This is a genomic window from Streptomyces paradoxus (genome assembly GCF_014202475.1).
Taxonomy (GTDB): Bacteria; Actinomycetota; Actinomycetes; order Streptomycetales; family Streptomycetaceae; genus Streptomyces; species Streptomyces paradoxus.
Genome location: NZ_JACHGV010000001.1, coordinates 365,538 through 382,392 on the forward strand (window position 1 = coordinate 365,538; position 16,855 = coordinate 382,392).

At 71.7% G+C, this 16,855-nt stretch carries 12 protein-coding genes; 5 read left to right on the plus strand and 7 right to left on the minus strand.

What is annotated here, in order from left to right; all coding sequences use genetic code 11:
- Positions 1-49: 49 nt before the first annotated feature.
- The gene (locus HNR57_RS01680) at positions 50-598 is read left to right on the plus strand and encodes a putative glycolipid-binding domain-containing protein (RefSeq protein ID WP_184554812.1); all 549 of its coding nucleotides are present in this window, start codon (positions 50-52) and stop codon (positions 596-598) included.
- Here HNR57_RS01680 and HNR57_RS01685 read toward each other — a convergent pair.
- Entirely contained in the window at positions 595-2,235 is a 1,641-nt protein-coding gene (locus HNR57_RS01685; protein WP_184554815.1) for an ABC-F family ATP-binding cassette domain-containing protein, read from the minus strand. The two genes, HNR57_RS01680 and HNR57_RS01685, sit on opposite strands and share 4 nt — an antisense overlap.
- Before the next feature lie 29 nt (positions 2,236-2,264).
- Positions 2,265-3,287, minus strand: a complete 1,023-nt coding sequence (locus tag HNR57_RS01690; protein WP_184554818.1) for an oxidoreductase — start codon at positions 3,285-3,287, stop codon at positions 2,265-2,267.
- Between the two features lie 66 nt (positions 3,288-3,353).
- Between HNR57_RS01690 and HNR57_RS01695 the strand changes: the two genes are divergently transcribed.
- The gene (locus HNR57_RS01695) at positions 3,354-4,304 is read left to right on the plus strand and encodes an NAD(P)/FAD-dependent oxidoreductase (protein WP_184554821.1); all 951 of its coding nucleotides are present in this window, start codon (positions 3,354-3,356) and stop codon (positions 4,302-4,304) included.
- Between the two features lie 69 nt (positions 4,305-4,373).
- On the opposite strand, the gene HNR57_RS01700 is transcribed toward HNR57_RS01695, so the two are convergent.
- From HNR57_RS01700 to HNR57_RS01710, 3 genes are all read right to left on the minus strand, one after another.
- On the minus strand, positions 4,374-6,098 hold the full coding sequence (locus HNR57_RS01700; protein WP_184554824.1) for a BCCT family transporter: 1,725 nt from the start codon (positions 6,096-6,098) through the stop codon (positions 4,374-4,376).
- A gap of 85 nt (positions 6,099-6,183) precedes the next feature.
- Complete coding sequence (locus HNR57_RS01705) at positions 6,184-7,458, minus strand: M14 family metallopeptidase (RefSeq protein ID WP_184554827.1); 1,275 nt, start codon at positions 7,456-7,458, stop codon at positions 6,184-6,186.
- On the minus strand, positions 7,455-9,419 hold the full coding sequence (locus HNR57_RS01710) for a Xaa-Pro dipeptidyl-peptidase (RefSeq protein WP_184554830.1): 1,965 nt from the start codon (positions 9,417-9,419) through the stop codon (positions 7,455-7,457). The genes HNR57_RS01705 and HNR57_RS01710 overlap by 4 nt, the downstream gene beginning before the upstream one ends.
- Before the next feature lie 256 nt (positions 9,420-9,675).
- Between HNR57_RS01710 and HNR57_RS01715 the strand changes: the two genes are divergently transcribed.
- Together HNR57_RS01715 and HNR57_RS01720 are read left to right on the plus strand one after the other, a co-directional pair.
- On the plus strand, positions 9,676-11,169 hold the full coding sequence (locus HNR57_RS01715) for a M1 family metallopeptidase (RefSeq protein ID WP_184554833.1): 1,494 nt from the start codon (positions 9,676-9,678) through the stop codon (positions 11,167-11,169).
- A gap of 113 nt (positions 11,170-11,282) precedes the next feature.
- Entirely contained in the window at positions 11,283-12,170 is an 888-nt protein-coding gene (locus HNR57_RS01720; protein WP_184554836.1) for an arginase family protein, read from the plus strand.
- A 78-nt stretch (positions 12,171-12,248) separates the two neighbouring features.
- On the opposite strand, the gene HNR57_RS01725 is transcribed toward HNR57_RS01720, so the two are convergent.
- Complete coding sequence (locus HNR57_RS01725; RefSeq protein ID WP_184554839.1) at positions 12,249-13,715, minus strand: amino acid permease; 1,467 nt, start codon at positions 13,713-13,715, stop codon at positions 12,249-12,251.
- Between the two features lie 217 nt (positions 13,716-13,932).
- Here HNR57_RS01725 and HNR57_RS01730 point away from each other — a divergent pair, with 217 nt between their 5' ends.
- The gene (locus tag HNR57_RS01730; RefSeq protein WP_184554842.1) at positions 13,933-14,649 is read left to right on the plus strand and encodes a MerR family transcriptional regulator; all 717 of its coding nucleotides are present in this window, start codon (positions 13,933-13,935) and stop codon (positions 14,647-14,649) included.
- Here the strand turns inward: HNR57_RS01730 and HNR57_RS01735 are convergent.
- Positions 14,641-16,821: a 3-hydroxyacyl-CoA dehydrogenase NAD-binding domain-containing protein gene (locus HNR57_RS01735; protein WP_184554846.1), complete on the minus strand. Its 2,181-nt coding sequence runs from the start codon at positions 16,819-16,821 to the stop codon at positions 14,641-14,643. The two genes, HNR57_RS01730 and HNR57_RS01735, sit on opposite strands and share 9 nt — an antisense overlap.
- Positions 16,822-16,855 lie beyond the last annotated feature (34 nt).

Sequence of the window (16,855 nt, forward strand, 5' to 3'; positions counted from 1 at the left end):
GCGCCCCTGGAAAGGGGAGCTTCGCTCCCTTTCGACCTAGGGTGAGGGCATGTCCGCCATCACCTGGGAAGTGTTCGCGAGCAAGGGGTTCGAGACTGTTTGGACCGAGCTCGGAAACGGCGTGCTGCGGGCGCGCGGGCGGGCCGTAGGGACCGAACCCGAGCCGTACTGGGTCACGTACGAACTCGACACGGCCGACGGGTTCGTGACCCGTGGGCTGCGGGTGACCGCCGAGACCGCGGGCGAGCTGCGCACGCTCGACCTGCGGCACGACGGTCACGGTGGGTGGACCGCGGACGGCGAGCCGCTCCCCGCGGTCGGCGGAGCGCTCGACTGCGACCTCGGGCTGTGCCCGCTCACCAACACCATGCCGGTGCTGCGGCACGGGCTCCACCGGGTGCCCGGCGAGCGGGAGTTCCTGATGGCCTGGGTCTCGGTGCCGGACCTGGCGGTGCGGCCGTCGCGGCAGACGTACACGCATCTCGGGCCCGGGCGGGTCCGTTTCGCCTCCGGCGACTTCCGGAGCGACCTGGAGTTCGACGAGGAGGGTTACGTCGTGGACTACCCCTCCCTCGCCACCCGCCTGACGACCCCTTAGCGTTCGGTCACCTTGCCGTCCGCCACCTCCAGGCGGCGGGTGACGTGCACGGCGTCCAGCATGCGGCGGTCGTGGGTGACCAGCAGGAGGGTGCCCTCGTAGGCGTCGAGGGCGGACTCCAGCTGCTCGATGGCCGGCAGGTCGAGGTGGTTGGTCGGCTCGTCGAGGACCAGGAGGTTGACGCCCCGGCCCTGGAGCAGCGCCAGGGCGGCGCGGGTGCGCTCGCCCGGGGAGAGGCTCGCCGCGGGGCGCAGGACGTGGTCCGTCTTGAGGCCGAACTTGGCCAGGAGGGTGCGGATCTCGACCGGTTCGGTGTCCGGGACGGCCGCGCGGAAGGCGTCGAGCAGTGACTCCTCGCCGTGGAACAGCTTGCGGGCCTGGTCGACCTCGCCGAGCAGGACGCCCGAGCCGAGCGCGGCGTGCCCGGCGTCCAGCGGGACCCGGCCGAGGAGGGCGGCCAGCAGCGTGGACTTTCCTGCGCCGTTCGCGCCCGTCACCGCCACCCGGTCCGCCCAGTCGATCTGCAGGGAGACGGGGCCGAGGACGAAGCCGCCGCGGCGCACCTCGGCGTCCCGCAGGGTCGCGACGACGGCGCCCGAGCGCGGGGCCGACGCGATCTCCATGCGCAGTTCCCACTCCTTGCGTGGCTCTTCGACGACCTCCAGGCGCTCGATCATGCGCTGGGTCTGGCGGGCCTTCGCGGCCTGCTTCTCGCTGGCCTCGCTGCGGAACTTGCGGCCGATCTTGTCGTTGTCGTTGCCCGCCTTGCGGCGCGCGTTCTTGACCCCCTTGTCCATCCAGGAGCGCTGCATCTGCGCGCGGTCCTGGAGGGCGGATTTCTTGTCGGCGTACTCCTCGAACTCGTCGCGGGCGTGCCGGCGGGCGACCTCCCGCTCCTCCAGGTAGGCCTCGTAGCCACCCCCGAAGAGGTTGATCTGCCGCTGGACGAGGTCGAGTTCGAGGACCTTGGTGACGGTGCGGGTGAGGAACTCGCGGTCGTGGCTGACGACCACCGTCCCGGCGCGCAGGCCGCTCACGAAGCGTTCGAGGCGCTCCAGGCCGTCCAGGTCGAGGTCGTTGGTCGGCTCGTCGAGGAGGAAGACGTCGTAGCGGGACAGCAGCAGGGAGGCGAGGCCGGCGCGGGCCGCCTGGCCGCCGGACAAGGACGTCATCGGCTGGTCCAGGCCGACCGCGAGGCCGAGGGAGTCGGCGACCTCCTCCGCGCGTTCGTCGAGGTCGGCGCCGCCGAGGCCGAGCCAGCGCTCCAGACTGGTGGCGTAGGCGTCGTCGGCGCCGGGCGCCCCGTCGACGAGGGCCTGGGTCGCCTCGTCCATGGTGCGCTGCGCCTCGGCGACGCCGGTGCGGCGGGCCAGGAACGCCCGTACGGTCTCGCCGGGCCGGCGGTCCGGCTCCTGCGGGAGGTGGCCGACGGTGGCGGCCGGCGGGGACAGGCGCAGTTCGCCCTGTTCGGGTGCGGTGAGCCCGGCGAGCATCCTGAGCAGGGTGGACTTGCCCGCGCCGTTGGCTCCGACCAGGCCGATCACGTCGCCGGGCGCGACGACCAGGTCGAGTCCGGTGAACAGGGAGCGGTCGCCGTGGCCGGCGGCGAGGTTCTTGGCGACGAGGGTGGCAGTCATCAGAGCGCCGATCCTAACGGCCGGGCCGCTCAGTGGTTCACGGCCGCCACCAGGACGCTTCCGGAGGTGCGGGCCACGACGAACGACCGCCCCCGGACCGATCTCGGGTCGAGGGCGACGCGGTGGCGGCCCGCTTCGAGGACGCCGTCGAAGACCTCGTGGGTGTGGGTGCGGGAGAGCCGGTCGAGGCGGTAGACGGTGAGGGTGACGCGGCAGGCGGAGGTGACCTCCACGTCCGCGCCGCCGTCGGCGGCGGTGAGGCCGGTGAGGCGGCGCCGGCCGGCCGGGCTGCGGTCCAGGGCGTGTTCGATCTGGGCGACGAGGAGCGGGACGATCGGGGCGAGGCCGTCGACGTGGGCGACCGGCACCCCGGCGCGTTCGAAGGCGCGGCGGACGGCGGCACGTTCCTGCTCTCCGGCCGCGTGGCCGAAGGCGACGGCGCCGTAGCCGCGGAGTTCCTCCGGGGGTACGCCGTCGGCGTCATGGGCGATGTCGGCGCCGACACCGATGGTGCGCAATGCGGCGGCGAGCTTGGCGAGGACGGCCACGCGAGAGCCGATCAGCAGCACGCGGCGGCAGGGGTCGGGCGCGGAGCCGTTCAGCAGGGCGCCCAGCGCCGTCCGGTACTCGGCGCCGCGGAACCGGAACGGGCCGATGCCGTGGTAGCCGTTGAGCTCCAGATCGGCGTGTTCATCGGTCTGCCAGGCGAAGTCCCGCCAGATGAAGTCCTCACCGTCACTCTGGATGACGGCGGTGACGGCTCCGCAGGCCAGGTCCTCGCACTCGGGACAGCCGTAGACGACGTAACGGCCGCCGGGCAGCGGGGCCTCGCTCTCCAGGAGCAGGCTGCGGACCTGTGCGGTGAAGATCGCGGGAGGGACGTCGGAGGCGAGCGGGGAAACCGCGTCGAGGTCGGAGAGCTGGAACAGCAGCGGGCGTCCGTCGACGATGAAGTCCACGAAGTCCCGGTGGACCTGGTAACCACCGTCGTTGAGGACTCCCCCGGCCCGCATCGCGGGAGCCAGGCCGAAGGTCGCGTACTCGGCACACATGCTGTGAGTATCCCCACACTGCGCGTGATGTGAGCACGGCATGACACATTCCGCTACGGTCCCGGCATGGCGAGCGACGCGAGTGGCGAGATCGTGGTGGTCGGGGGCGGGGTGGTCGGGCTGACGACGGCCCTGGCTCTCGTCGCGCGCGGGTGGCGGGTGCGGGTGTGGACGCGGGACCCCGTCGAGGCGACCACCTCAGCCGTTGCGGGTGCGCTGTGGTGGCCGTACCGGATCGAGCCGGTCGCGACGGCTCGGATGTGGGCGCTGCGGTCGCTGGAGGTGTACGAGGAGCTGGCCGCGCGGGACGAACCGGCCGGCGTACGCATGGTCGAAGGGGTACAGGGCGAGACCCGCCTCGACGAGGCCGACGCGTGGCTGGCGGGCCGGGTGCCGGGGCTGCGGGCGGCCACGGCCGGCGAATACGCGGGCACGGGCCTCTGGGTGCGGCTGCCGCTCATCGACATGCCGGTCCATCTGCGGTGGCTTCGGGAGCGGTTCGTCGCGGCGGGGGGTGTGGTCGAGACGCACGCGGTGTCCGGGTTCGCGGAGGTGGACGCGCCGGTCGTGGTCAACTGCACGGGGCTCGCCGCGCGGGAGCTGGTGCCGGACCTCTCCGTGCGGCCGGTGCGGGGGCAGCTGGTCGTCGTGGAGAACCCGGGGATCGACACCTGGCTGGTCTCCACCGACGCGGCCGGGGAGCACGCGTACCTGTTCCCGCAGCCGGGCGGGCTCGTGCTCGGCGGTACGTCCGAGGAGGACGCCTGGTCGCTGGAGCCCGACCCCGCGACGGCCGAGGCGATCGTCCGCCGCTGCGCGGCGCTCAGGCCGGAGATCGCCGGGGCCCGTGTGCTGGAGCACCGGGTCGGTCTGCGGCCCACCCGTCCGGCGGTCCGGCTGGAGCGCGACGCCCTGCCGGACGGGCGGCTCCTGGTGCACAACTACGGCCACGGCGGTGGGGGCGTCACCGTGGCCTGGGGGTGCGCGGAGGAGGCGGCCCGGCTGGTGGCCGGCTGAGCGCGACCCCATGGGAACGGCAAGGGCGGTCCGGGTCGTGGGACCCGGACCGCCCGCTGCCTTTCGGGATCAGTGCTTGCCGATCGGGTCGCCCTCCACGTCCGGGCCGCGGCCCGGGCCGACGCGGAACTCGAACTCGCCGTCGTACTTCTTGTGTCCCTCCATGACGGCCATCTCGACGGCCTCGGAGCCCATCTGCTCACGCACGATCACCGGGTCGCGGCGAAGGTCGCGCATCAGGGCGACGCACATGAAGATCATCACGATGACGAAGGGGGCAGCCGCGAGGATCGTGAGGTTCTGCAGACCGGTCAGGGCGTCGCCCTGACCGCTGCCGACGAGCAGCATGATCGCGGCCACCGCACCGGTGACCACGCCCCAGAACACCACCACGAAGCGGCCGGGTTCGAGGGCGCCCTTCTGCGACAGGGTGCCCATGACGATCGAGGCCGCGTCGGCGCCCGAGACGAAGAAGATGCCGACGAGGATCATCACGAGCAGGCTCGTGACGGTGGCGATGGGGAACTGCTGGAGCACGCCGAAGAGCTGGCCCTCCGGGGTCGCCTCCTTGCCGAGCTGCCCCTCCTCCTGCATCTTCATCGCCGAGCCGCCGAAGATCGCGAACCAGATCAGGCTGACCGTGCTGGGCACGAGGATGACCCCGCCGACGAACTGGCGGATCGTGCGGCCGCGGCTGATGCGGGCGATGAACATGCCGACGAACGGCGTCCAGGAGATCCACCACGCCCAGTAGAAGACCGTCCAGCTGCCCAGCCAGTCGGCGACGCCCTCGCCGCCGCTCGCCTCGGTCCGGCCGGCCAGCTGGGGCAGGTCGCCGAGGTAGGCGAAGACCGAGGTGGGCAGCAGGTCGAGGACGATGATGGTCGGGCCCGCCACGAACACGAACAGGGCGAGCACCAGCGCCAGCACCATGTTGGTGTTGGACAGCCACTGGATGCCCTTCTCGACGCCGGAGATCGCGGACGCGACGAAGGCCAGGGTCAGCACCGCGATGATCGTGACGAGCAGCCCGGTGCTCACCTTGTCCATCCACTTCAGCTCCTGCACACCGGAGCCGATCTGGAGCGCGCCGAGCCCCAGGGAGGCGGCGGAGCCGAAGACGGTCGCGATGATCGCGAGGACGTCGATGGCCCGGCCGATGCCGCCGTTGGCGTTCTTCTTGCCGATCAGCGGGGTGAAGACGGCGCTGATGGTCTGCCGGCGCCGCCTGCGGAAGGTGCTGTAGGCGATGGCGAGGCCCACCACCGCGTAGATCGCCCAGGGGTGGAGCGTCCAGTGGAACAGGGTGGTGGCCATGGCCGTCTCCATGCGATCGCCGGAGTCGGCCGGGTTGGATCCCGGCGGGGGCGTGCCGTAGTGCGACAGCGGCTCGCTCACGCCGTAGAACATCAGGCCGATGCCCATGCCCGCGCTGAACATCATCGCGACCCAGGACACCGTGCGGAACTCGGGTTCCTCGCCCTCCGCGCCGAGGTGGATACGGCCGTAGCGGCTGATCGCGAGCCAGAGGGCGAAGACCACGAAGCCCGAGGCGGCGAGCATGAACGCCCAGCCGCCGTTGTGCATCAGGCCGCTGAGCATGCTGGTGGAGACGTCTTCGAGCGAGTCGGTCGCCGCGGCGCCCCAGACCACGAAGGCGAGGGTGAGCACCGCCGTGACGCCGAAGACGATGCGGTCGGTCTGCGGCCGGTCCTGACCGGGCAGGCCCGCTTCCGACCCCGGCAGCGCGACTCCGTCTGGGGAGTCCTTGTCGCTTGGTCGTTCTTGCGTCACAGGCGGCACCTCTCATCTGGGAAAGCAGGGGAGGACGCAGGTCCTCCGTAACGCTGCTACCACGTGTGGCGGAATTTCACCCCTCTCAGCATGCGGTTTCGGATGAACCTCCGGTCAGGTGGTACTCGGCCCGGTCGTCGAGCAGTAGCGGCACGAGCGCCCGCAGGGGCTGGCGCAGGGGGACGAGCACGCCGTCGCGGTCCTTGCGCACGCGCACGCCGTGCAGGGCGAGTTCGTCGCCCACCTCGGCGTACTGGGCGGCGGTGAGCCGATAGCCGCAGGGCGGGTTCTGGATGATGTGCCCCGGTTCGGGCGGGTCGTTGTCGGCGCCGCCGACGTAGACCGGGCCCGTGTCGGCGTACCCGGCGAGCCGGGCGCCGGTCGTCGCCGTCTCGATCCGGCCGCGGCGCTGGTCGGTGTAGCCGAACAGCCCCTTCAGGGCATCGAGCTGTGAGGTGACCCTGCGCCGGTTGTTCAGGGCCTCGTCCGCCTTCTCCGCGTCGGTGAGCGGGTCCACGCGGCTCTCGATGAGCAGCCCGACGGAGTGCTTCACACCGGACATGTTGCGCAGAATGCGCTCCTGTCCGTCGCCGGCGACCTGTTTGACCGGCTCACCGGTCTCCGGGTCGGTCCAGATGCCGTAGGTGCCGGTCGAGTGGCCGGCCCGCCGGGCGGCGGGCCGGACGTACGCCTCGGACAGGGTCCTGGCCTCGTCGTGGACGGCCTCGTGGGTGTTGAGGTTGCGCGGCCACAGGTCGAAGAGGTCCTTGTCGTAGTACGGCGGGGTGGCGCCGTACTCGTGCAGGTCGTAGACGACGTCGGGGCGGTGGTCGCGGATGAGGGCGGCCAGGGCGCGGCCCTCGGCGGTCTTCAGGGCGAGGTGGTCGCGGTTGATGTCGACGCCGTCGCCGTTGCCCCGGGTGTTCGCGGCCCGGCCGTCCGGGTTGGCGGTGGGCACGACCAGGACCGTGGTGCGGTCCAGGAAGCGCCGGGTGCGGCTGTCGCGGGCGTACGCGAGGTCGCGGACGGTGGTCAGGCAGGCCTCGCGGCCGGAGGGTTCGTCGCCGTGCTGGCTGCAGACGAGCAGCACCTTGCCGGCGCTCGGGCGGGTGCCGATGCGCACCAGCTGGAGCGGGCGGCCCTGCTTCGTCGTGCCGAAGCTGGTCATGGAGACGCGGCCGCTGGAGCGGTCGACCGCCTTGAGGAAGTCCTGCTCCTCGGGCTGCGTGGTCCAGCGGGCGCCGTTCGACTGTTCGAAGCCGGTGCGCGGCGGGGAGTCCGGGGCCGCCTGGGCCGGTGCGGCGACCAGGGAGGCCGTGAGGGCGGCCGCGGTCAGGACGAGGGCGCCGGCGCGGGTCACCGGGCCTCCCCCGGGACGCGGTGCGTGGTGCGCGGCTCGCGGACGCCGTCCAAGAGCGTGGCGCCGGGGGTGGCGAGCGAGGTCCCCGCTGTGGCGCGGGCGAAGGCGGTGGCTCCGCCGGCGAACGGGACGCGCGCCGAAGTACGGGAGAGGTCGAGCGTGAGCTTCGGCCGGTCGGCGGGAGGGTCGATGAGGTCCTTGTCCGTGCCCGCGACGATCAGCGCCAGGCGGTGGCCCTTCGGCACGACGTGGTCGGTCGCCGCCAGGTCGACGGTGATCGTGTACCGCTTGCCCGGGGTGAGCGGGGCGCCCTTGTGGTCGGAGGCGTGGTTGCCGAGATCGGCCCAGCCGCGGCTGACGACCGTGTAGTCGACGTCGGCGGTCTTCGCCTTCGTCTCCTTGAAGCAGGAGCTGTCACCGGTGGTGCTCGCGCCCCAGCAGGTGCGGCCGGTGAGGGTGGTGATGCCTTCGCCGGCGTCCGCGTAGTCGCGGATGGTGGCGGGGCCGATGTCCACGAGGACGGCGGAGAGGTGGGCCGTCGGGGTGGAGGGCGTCGCGGTGACGGTGACCTCGGAGGAGCCGGACAGGCGCAGGTCACGGGTGAGCGGTCCGGTGACGAAACCGGCCTTCTCCGGTGTGGGCCGGTCGATCCGGGCGGCCCAGTCGGTCTCGCTCAGCTTCGGGTCGTCGGTGAAGCTCTCGGTGCCGTGACCGCGGTGCAGGCCGAGGGTGCCTACGCCGGCCTGGGCGCCACGGTCGGGGCGCAGGGTGGCGGCCCGGGTGCCGCTCGGCGGCCAGACCCGGGAGGTGTCCCACCGGTCGGGCGCGCGTTCGATGTCGGCCATGGGCTCGCGGTCGATGCCGTTGTCGATGCCCATGAGCTCGTGGTCGAACCAGCGGTGCAGCGTCGTGACCCAGGTGCCGCGCCGGAAGTCGAAGGGGTCGACGTGCCCGGTCTGGGACAGCCAGATCTTGCGCTCGACGCCGTTCTTCGCGAGGGCGTCCCACCACGGGCCGACGTGCCTCATGCGGACGTTGAGGTCCTGCATGCCGTGGACGAGGAAGACGCTGGCCTTGACCTTGCGCGCGGCCTTCACGTAGTCGCGCTCGGTCCACAGCGGGGTCCAGTCGCCGGTGCGCGGGGCGCCGTCGGTGAGCTTCTGCTGGACGGCTGCGCACTTGGCTCGGGCGTCGGGGCTGTTGACGTAGTCCGACAGCCACGCGGGGCCGGAGTCGTAGAGGGGGGCTCCCTGCTGGAAGTAGTAGTCGTACCAGGAGGAGATGGCGCTGATGGGGACGATGGTCTTCAGGCCCTTGACGCCGGTGGCGGCCACGCCGTTGGCGATGGTGCCGTCCCAGCTCTTGCCGATCATGCCGGTGCGGCCGTTGGTCCAGCCGGCCTGGGCGCGGGTGGCGCCGGTGCGGCTCGTGTAGGCCTTGGCGCGGCCGTTCAGCCAGTCGACGACGGCCTTGGCGGACTGGACGTCGGAACGGCCTCCGACGTCGACACAGCCGTCGGAGCGATTGGTTCCGACCAGGTCGACGCCGACGAAGGCGTAGCCGCGCGGGACGAAGTAGTTGTCGTAGTACAGCGGCATCTGTGCGACGCGGCCCTGCGCGTCGTAGGTCTTCTTCTGGCTCTCGTTGCCGCGCCCGCAGCAGGAGTAGTACGGGCTGGCGTCCATGATGACGGGGATCTTGCGGCCCTGCCGGGCGGTCTCGCGGGGGCGGACGATGTCGACGGCGACCCGGTCGGTCTTTCCGTCGCGGTCTCCGTCGAGCCCGGTGTCCACCCAGACGGCCTCGCGGATGGCGTTCTCGTAGGAGTAGACGGGTTCGCTCCCGCGCGGGGCGGCCGGTGCGGCCTGTACGGCCGCGGGGGTGATCAGGGTGGCCAAGAGGGCGGCCGTGGCCGCCGTCGCGAGCGGTCTCCAGGTCGTGAAGCGCGTGCGTTTCGGCATGCGCCGGACGGTACATCGGTGAACTGCGGTGCAGAAGAGGGCAACTGACGGACCGGCGTGTCCCGGGCGGGCGCGTGGGACGGGTGTCTCATGTCGGCCGAATGGCGATCGTGTGACAGCAGGGGCCATGGACATGATCAGGGACACAGGGAGTCAATAGGCTCCGGACAGACCCCTGACAGACCCCTGACAGACCCCGGACAGACCCCGGACAGACCCCTGACGGACCTCGCGACCCTACGACTTGGAGCCTTGCGTGCACCGCAGAATCATCGCGCCGGGAGCCCTGGCGGCGACCGTTCTCCTGCTGGCGATCCCGGCATCGGCCGCGCCCCACTCCCCCGGCGCGCCGGGCATCGGCGACCCCTACTACCCGGACCACGGCAACGGCGGTTACGACGTCTCCCACTACGACCTCCGGCTGAAGTACCAGCCGGCCACGGACGAACTGGAGGGCACGGCGACCCTCGTGGCCCGCGCCACGCAGGACCTGTCGAGCTTCAACCTGGATTTCCTGCTGGACGTGAGCGAGGTGCGGGTCAACGGAACGAAGGCCTCGTTCCGGACCTCGGGCGAGCAGGAGCTGGAGATCACGCCGAAGACCCCGCCGGCCGAGGGCGCGCCCCTCACGGTCGTCGTGCGCTACCGCGGGGTGCCGTCGTCGAAGCGGGCCCACGGCTTCACCAGCTGGCACCGCACCCCGGACGGGGGTGTCGCGGCGAACGAGCCCGAGGCGGCGGCGTGGTGGTTCCCGGGCAACGACCATCCGCTCGACAAGGCGACCTACGACGTGTCCGTGCTGGTCCCGGACGGCACGCAGGCCATCTCCAACGGCACGCTGCAGTCGAGGGGTTCACGGCTCGGCTGGACCCGCTGGAACTGGCGGTCCGACAAGCCGCAGGCCACGTACCTCGCCACGCTCGCGGTCGGGAAGTTCGACATCACGACCGGCACGACCGAGGGCGGCATCCCGGTCCTCAACGCCTACAGCAAGGATCTCGGCGCCCATGCCGGGGCGGCGCGGGCGAGCATCGAACGGACCGGGGAGATCGCGGACTGGCTCGCGGGGTACTTCGGGCCGTACCCCTACAACGCGCTCGGCGGGTACGTGCCGAACACCAGCACCGGGTACGCCCTGGAGACCCAGACCCGGCCGTTCTACAGCCCGCGGCAGTTCGCGAACGGGTCCAACGTGTCCGTCGTCGTCCATGAGCTGGCCCACCAGTGGTACGGCGACGACGTGTCCCTCAAGCGCTGGAAGGACATCTGGATCAACGAGGGGTTCGCGCGGTACGCGCAGTGGCTGTGGTCCGAACACGAGGGCGAGGGCACCGCGCAGGAACTCGCCGACTACGTGTACGCCTCCCATCCGGCCGACGACCCGTTCTGGACGGTGAAGCCCGGGGATCCGGGCCCTGACAACCAGTTCGACATCGCGGTCTACGACCGTGGCGCGCTGGCCGTCCAGGCACTGCGCAACAAGATCGGCAACGAGGCGTTCTTCGAGATCCTCAAGGGCTGGCCGGCGAAGTACGCCCACGGCAACGCCTCGGTGGCGGACTTCCAGCGGTACGCGGAGGAGGTGTCGGGCGAGCCGCTGGCCGCGCTGTTCGACACGTGGCTGTTCCAGCCGTCGAAGCCGGGGCTGCCGGCGGCCCGTTCCGCGGCGGTGGCGAAGGCGGCGAAGGGCGTTTCCCAGCCCAGGTCGTGGAAGCGGATCGCCGCGACGAACGGGGTGCACGGGCACTGACGCGCGGTACGCCGCCCGGCGCGACCGGCCCCGGCTTTCGCCTTACGGTGGGCTCATGAGCGCCGGTCGTACGGGCCCGGCGGCTGAACAGGGCTGCTGAACGAGGAGGGGGCGTGCGCAACACGGCGATCGTCGAGGCACCGTCCGTGCTCGGGCTGCGCCCCACCGGTGTCGAGGAGCTGCCCGCGGCGCTCCTCGGGGCCGGGCTGGCCGAGGGGCTCGGGGCGGTGCGCGCGGGCCGGGTCGAGCCGCCGCCGTACGAGCCGGAGCGGGATCCGGGGACGGGGCTCCTCAACCCGGGCGGCATCGCCGCGTACTCCGGCGCGCTGGCCGACGCGGTGGGCGGCGTCCTCGACGGGGGCCGGTTCCCCGTCGTGCTCGGCGGTGACTGCAGCGTGCTGCTCGGCACCCTGCTGGCGCTGCGCCGCCGCGGCCGGCACGGTCTGCTCTTCCTGGACGGGCACAGTGACTTCTACCAGCCGTCGGCGGAGCCGGCCGGTGAGGTGGCCTCCATGGAACTCGCCCTGGCCACCGGGCGCGGCCCGCGCGTGCTGGCCGACCTGGAGGGCCGGGGCCCGCTCGTGCGGGACGAGGACGTCGTCGCCCTGGGGTTCCGGGACGCGGAGGAGTCCGCGTCGTACGGGATGCAGCCGCTGCCGCGCGCGCTGCACGCGATGGAGCTGGACACCGTGCGCGCCCTGGGGGCGGCCGAGGCGGCCCGGCGCGCCGTCCGGCTGCTGACCGGTGACGGCACGGGCGCCGGGTACTGGGTCCACCTCGACGTCGACGTCCTGGACGACGCGGTCATGCCCGCCGTCGACTACCGGCAGCCGGACGGCCTGACCTGGCAGGAGCTGGAGACGGTCCTGCGCACGGCCCTGTCCGGCGGCGGGGCGGTGGGCCTCACCGTGGCGATCTTCAACCCCCGCCTGGACCCCGCCGGCACCATCGCGCGGCACCTGGCCGCCTGCCTGGTACGGGCCTTCGACAGCCAGGGGTGAGCCGGCCGGTTCATGCCGGGGTCTCACTCCCCGTGCAGGACGAAGCCCCTGCCCCGGCTCCGGACAGGGGCCCGTCTGCTACTTCGTCAGCTGCGACAGCTCCTGGTCCGCTGTCCGGGAGACCCGGCGGCGGACGCCGAACCAGCCCGCGACCAGCATGGCCGCGATGAGCGGGATGAGCAGGAGGGTCTTGCGGCCGACCTCGGGGTCGTTCCACATCATGCCGAGGCAGGCCAGCAGGAAGGCGATCGTGGTGATCTCCGTGACCGGGCTGCCGGGGAGGCGGAAGGAGGGGCGGGTGACCTCGCCGGCCTTGGCGCGGCGGACGAAGACCAGGTGGCAGACCATGATGATCACCCAGGTGCTGATGATGCCGAGGGAGGCGACGTTCAGCACGATCTCGAAGGCCTGGGCCGGCACGAGGAAGTTCAGGCCGACGCCGAGCACGCACACCGCGCAGGTCAGCAGGATGCCGCCGTAGGGGACCTGGCTGCGGTTCATGCGCGCGGTGAACTTCGGGGCGGAGCCCGCCATCGCCATGGAGCGCAGGATGCGGCCCGTGGAGTACAGCCCGGAGTTGAGGGAGGACATGGCGGCCGTGAGGACCACCAGGTTCATCACGTCGCCCGCGGCCGGGACGCCGATCTTCGACAGCACCGTGACGAAGGGGCTCTGGTCGGCCGAGTAGACCGAACCCGGCAGCAGCAGGGCCAGCAGGACGACCGAGCCGACGTAGAACAGGCCCACCCGCCACATGATCGAGTTCACCGCGCGCGGGACGACCTTCTCCGGCTCGGCGGTCTCGCCCGCGGCGACACCGACCAGCTCCAGCGCGGCGTACGCGAAGATCACGCCCTGCATGACGAGGACGACCGGCATCATGCCGTGCGGGAAGACGCCGCCGTTGTCCGTGATGACGCTCAGGCCCGGGGTCTGGCCGCCCACCTCGTGCTGCGTGGCGAGCAGGAAGATGCCGACGAACATGAAGCCGACGAGCGTGGCGACCTTGATGATCGCGAACCAGAACTCCATCTCGCCGAAGATCTTCACCGAGATCAGGTTGACCGCCAGGACGACCGCGAGGGCGACCAGCGCGAGCACCCACTGCGGGATGTCGGTGAACAGGCTCCAGTAGTGCGTGTAGAGCGCGATCGCGGTGATGTCGGCGATGCCGGTGGTCGACCAGTTGAGGAAGTACATCCAGCCGGCGACGTACGCGCCCTTCTCACCGAGGAACTCGCGCGCGTACGACACGAAGGAACCCGAGGACGGGCGGTAGAGCACGAGCTCACCGAGGGCCCGGACCACGAAGAAGGCGAAGATGCCGCAGACCAGGTAGGCGATCGCCAGCGCCGGCCCGGCGTTGTGCAGGCGGCCGCCCGCGCCCAGGAAGAGCCCGGTGCCGATCGCGCCCCCGATGGCGATCATGTTGACGTGGCGGGCCTTGAGGTCCTTGCTGTAGCCGGCGTCGCCCGCGTCCGCGGGCACCTGCGCCGCGTCACTGGGGGATGCGGCTGCTGCCGTGTTCACGGCGTCCTTGCTCACGGTGGATCCACTCTCTGGTGCGCCCGAGCGGGTCGCGCTCGGCTTTGGACGTACATAAGGTCTGCGCCCTCGGTAAAGGCACAGACCAAGGGGCCACCTTCCCCCACGCTGCGCGACTCACGCGGTGGCATACGTCACAGAGCGCTACTTCTCACACGATGGTCACCTGGGGCGCGGGAGGTTTCACAGCACTGGTGAGACAGCGATACTGCTGCACATGACGACCGACACCGAGGAGCCGACCCTCACGATCGACGAGCTGGCGGCCCGCGCCGGTGTCACGGTGCGCACGGTCCGCTTCTACGGCACGAAGGGGCTGCTGCCCCCGCCGGAGCTCGGTCCGCGGCGCGTGGGCCACTACGGGCGCGAGCACCTGGCCCGGCTGGCCCTGATCGAGGAGTTGCAGCAGCAGGGCATGACGCTGGCCGGCATCGAGCGCTACCTGCGGCAGCTGCCGCCGGACCTGAGCGCGCACGACCTCGCCATCCACCGGGCCGTGGTGGCCTCCTGGGCGCCGGAGAGCGTCGAGACGGTCACCCGGGCGGAGCTGGAGCGGCGGGCCGGAGGGCCGCTGGGCGACGAGGACGTGGAGCGGCTCGTCGCGATGGGCGTGGTCCGGCCCGCCGACGGCGGGTACGAGGCCGACCTCGGTCTGCTCCGGCTGGGCGCCGGGCTGCTGGACGTGCCGCTCTCCCAGGAGGCGATCCTCGCGGCGCGCAAGGTCCTCGTCGAGCACGCGCGCGCCGCGGCCCGGGAGCTGTCCCAGCTCTTCCGCGGTGAGGTGGCGGAGCGCGACGCGCGGGACGTGCGGTCCCTGTCGGCGCACATGCACCCGCTGGTGGTGCAGGCGCTCCTCACCGCGTTTCAGCGGTCGCTGAAGGAAGAGCTGGACGAGTGGCTCACCGGGCCGTCGGAGTCCGCCGGGTCAGGCTGAGTCGCTGAACCGCTCCCCCTTCTCCGCCTTCTCCACCAGCAGAGCGGGCGGGGCGAAGCGCTCCCCGTACTGCTCGGCCAGTTCCCGCGCGCGGGCCACGAAGCCGGGCAGGCCGCCCTCGTAGCCGTTGATGTACTGCAGCACGCCGCCGGTCCAGCCCGGGAAGCCGATGCCGAAGATGGAGCCGATGTTGGCGTCGGCGACGGAGGTCAGCACGCCCTCCTCCAGCAGCCGGACGGTGTCCAGCGCCTCGGAGAACAGCATGCGTTCCTGCATGTCCCGGAACGGGATCCGGTGGCCGGGCTTGGTGTAGTGCTCGCGCAGTCCGGGCCACAGGCCGGTCCGCTTGCCGTCGTCGCCGTAGTCGTAGAAGCCGGCGCCGCCGCTGCGGCCGGTGCGGCCGAACTCGTCGACCATGCGGTCGATGACGGCCTCGGCGGGGTGGGCCGTCCAGGTGCCGCCCGCCTCCTCGACCGCCCGCTTAGACTCGGCCCGGATCTTGCGGGGCAGGGTCAGCGTCAGTTCGTCCATCAGGGACAGCACCTTGGCCGGGTAGCCGGCCTGGGCGGCGGCCTGCTCGACCGAGGCGGGCTCGATGCCCTCGCCGACCATGGCGACGCCCTCGTTGATGAAGTGGCCGATGACGCGGGAGGTGAAGAATCCGCGCGAGTCGTTGACGACGATCGGCGTCTTGTTGATCTGCCGCACCAGGTCGAAGGCGCGGGCCAGGGCCTCCTCGCCCGTGTGCTCGCCCTTGATGATCTCGACCAGCGGCATCTTGTCGACCGGCGAGAAGAAGTGCAGGCCGATGAAGTCGCCCTGGCGCTCCACGCCTTCGGCGAGGGCGGTGATGGGCAGCGTGGAGGTGTTGGAGCACAGCAGCGCGTCGGGCTCCACGACGTGCTGGATCTCCTGGAACACCTTGTGCTTGAGGGACGTGTCCTCGAAGACGGCCTCGATGACGGCGTCGCAGCCGGCCAGGTCCTGGACCTCGGCGGTGGGGGTGATGCGGGCGAGCAGCGCGTCGGCCTTCTCCTGGGTCGTACGGCCCTTGGCGACGGCCTTGGCGCACAGCTTCTCGGAGTAGCCCTTGCCTTTGAGGGCCGCCTCCAGGGACACGTCCTTGAGGACGACGTCGATGCCGGCGCGGGCGCAGGAGTAGGCGATGCCCGCGCCCATCATGCCGGCGCCGAGCACGGCGACCTTGCGGACCTGGCGCCGTTCGACGCCCTTGGGTCGGTTCGCGCCGGAGTTGACCGCCTGGAGGTCGAAGAAGAACGCCTGGATCATGTTCTTCGACGTCTGCCCGGCCGCCAGGTCCACGAAGTAGCGGGCCTCGATGACCTGCGCGGTCTCGAAGTCGACCTGGGAGCCCTCGACGGCGGCGGCGAGGATGTTGCGCGGGGCCGGGTAGGGGGCGCCGTTCGTCTGCTTGCGCAGGCTGGCCGGGAAGGCGGGCAGGTTCGCGGCGAACTTGGGGCTGGCCGGTGTGCCGCCCGGGATGCGGTAGCCCGGCTTGTCCCAGGGCTGCTGGGCCTCGGGGTTGGCGTCGATGAAGGCGCGGGCCTTGGCCAGCATGTCCTCCTGGCTGTCGGCCACCTCGTCGACGAGGCCGTTCTCCAGGGCGCGGCGCGGGCTGTACTGGGTGCCCTGGAGGAGGACCTTCAGCAGGGCGTCGGCGATGCCGAGCATGCGGACCGTGCGGACGACGCCGCCGCCTCCGGGGAGCAGGCCGAGGGTGACCTCGGGGCAGCCGATCTTGGAGCCGGGCGCGTCGAGGGCGACGCGGTGGTGGCAGGCCAGGGCGATCTCGTAACCGCCGCCGAGCGCGGCGCCGTTGAGCGCGGCGACGACCGGCTTGCCGAGGGTCTCGATGCGGCGCAGGTTCCGCTTGATCGCCATGCCGCCGTCGAACAGCTCCTGGGCCGTCTCGGGCGTGACGCGGATGAGGTCGCGCAGGTCACCGCCGGCGAAGAAGGTCTTCTTCGCGGAGGTGATGATGACACCCCGGATGGAGTCCTTCTCGGCCTCCAGGCGGTCGGCGACGGCGGCGAGCGAGTCGCGGAACGCCTGGTTCATGGTGTTCGCGGACTGGTTCGGGTCGTCGATGACGAGGGTGACGAGGCCGGTGCGGTCCTGTTCCCAGCGGATGGTGGTGGATTCAGTGCTCATGTGGAGGTGCTCCGTGTGATCCGTCGGGAGGGGG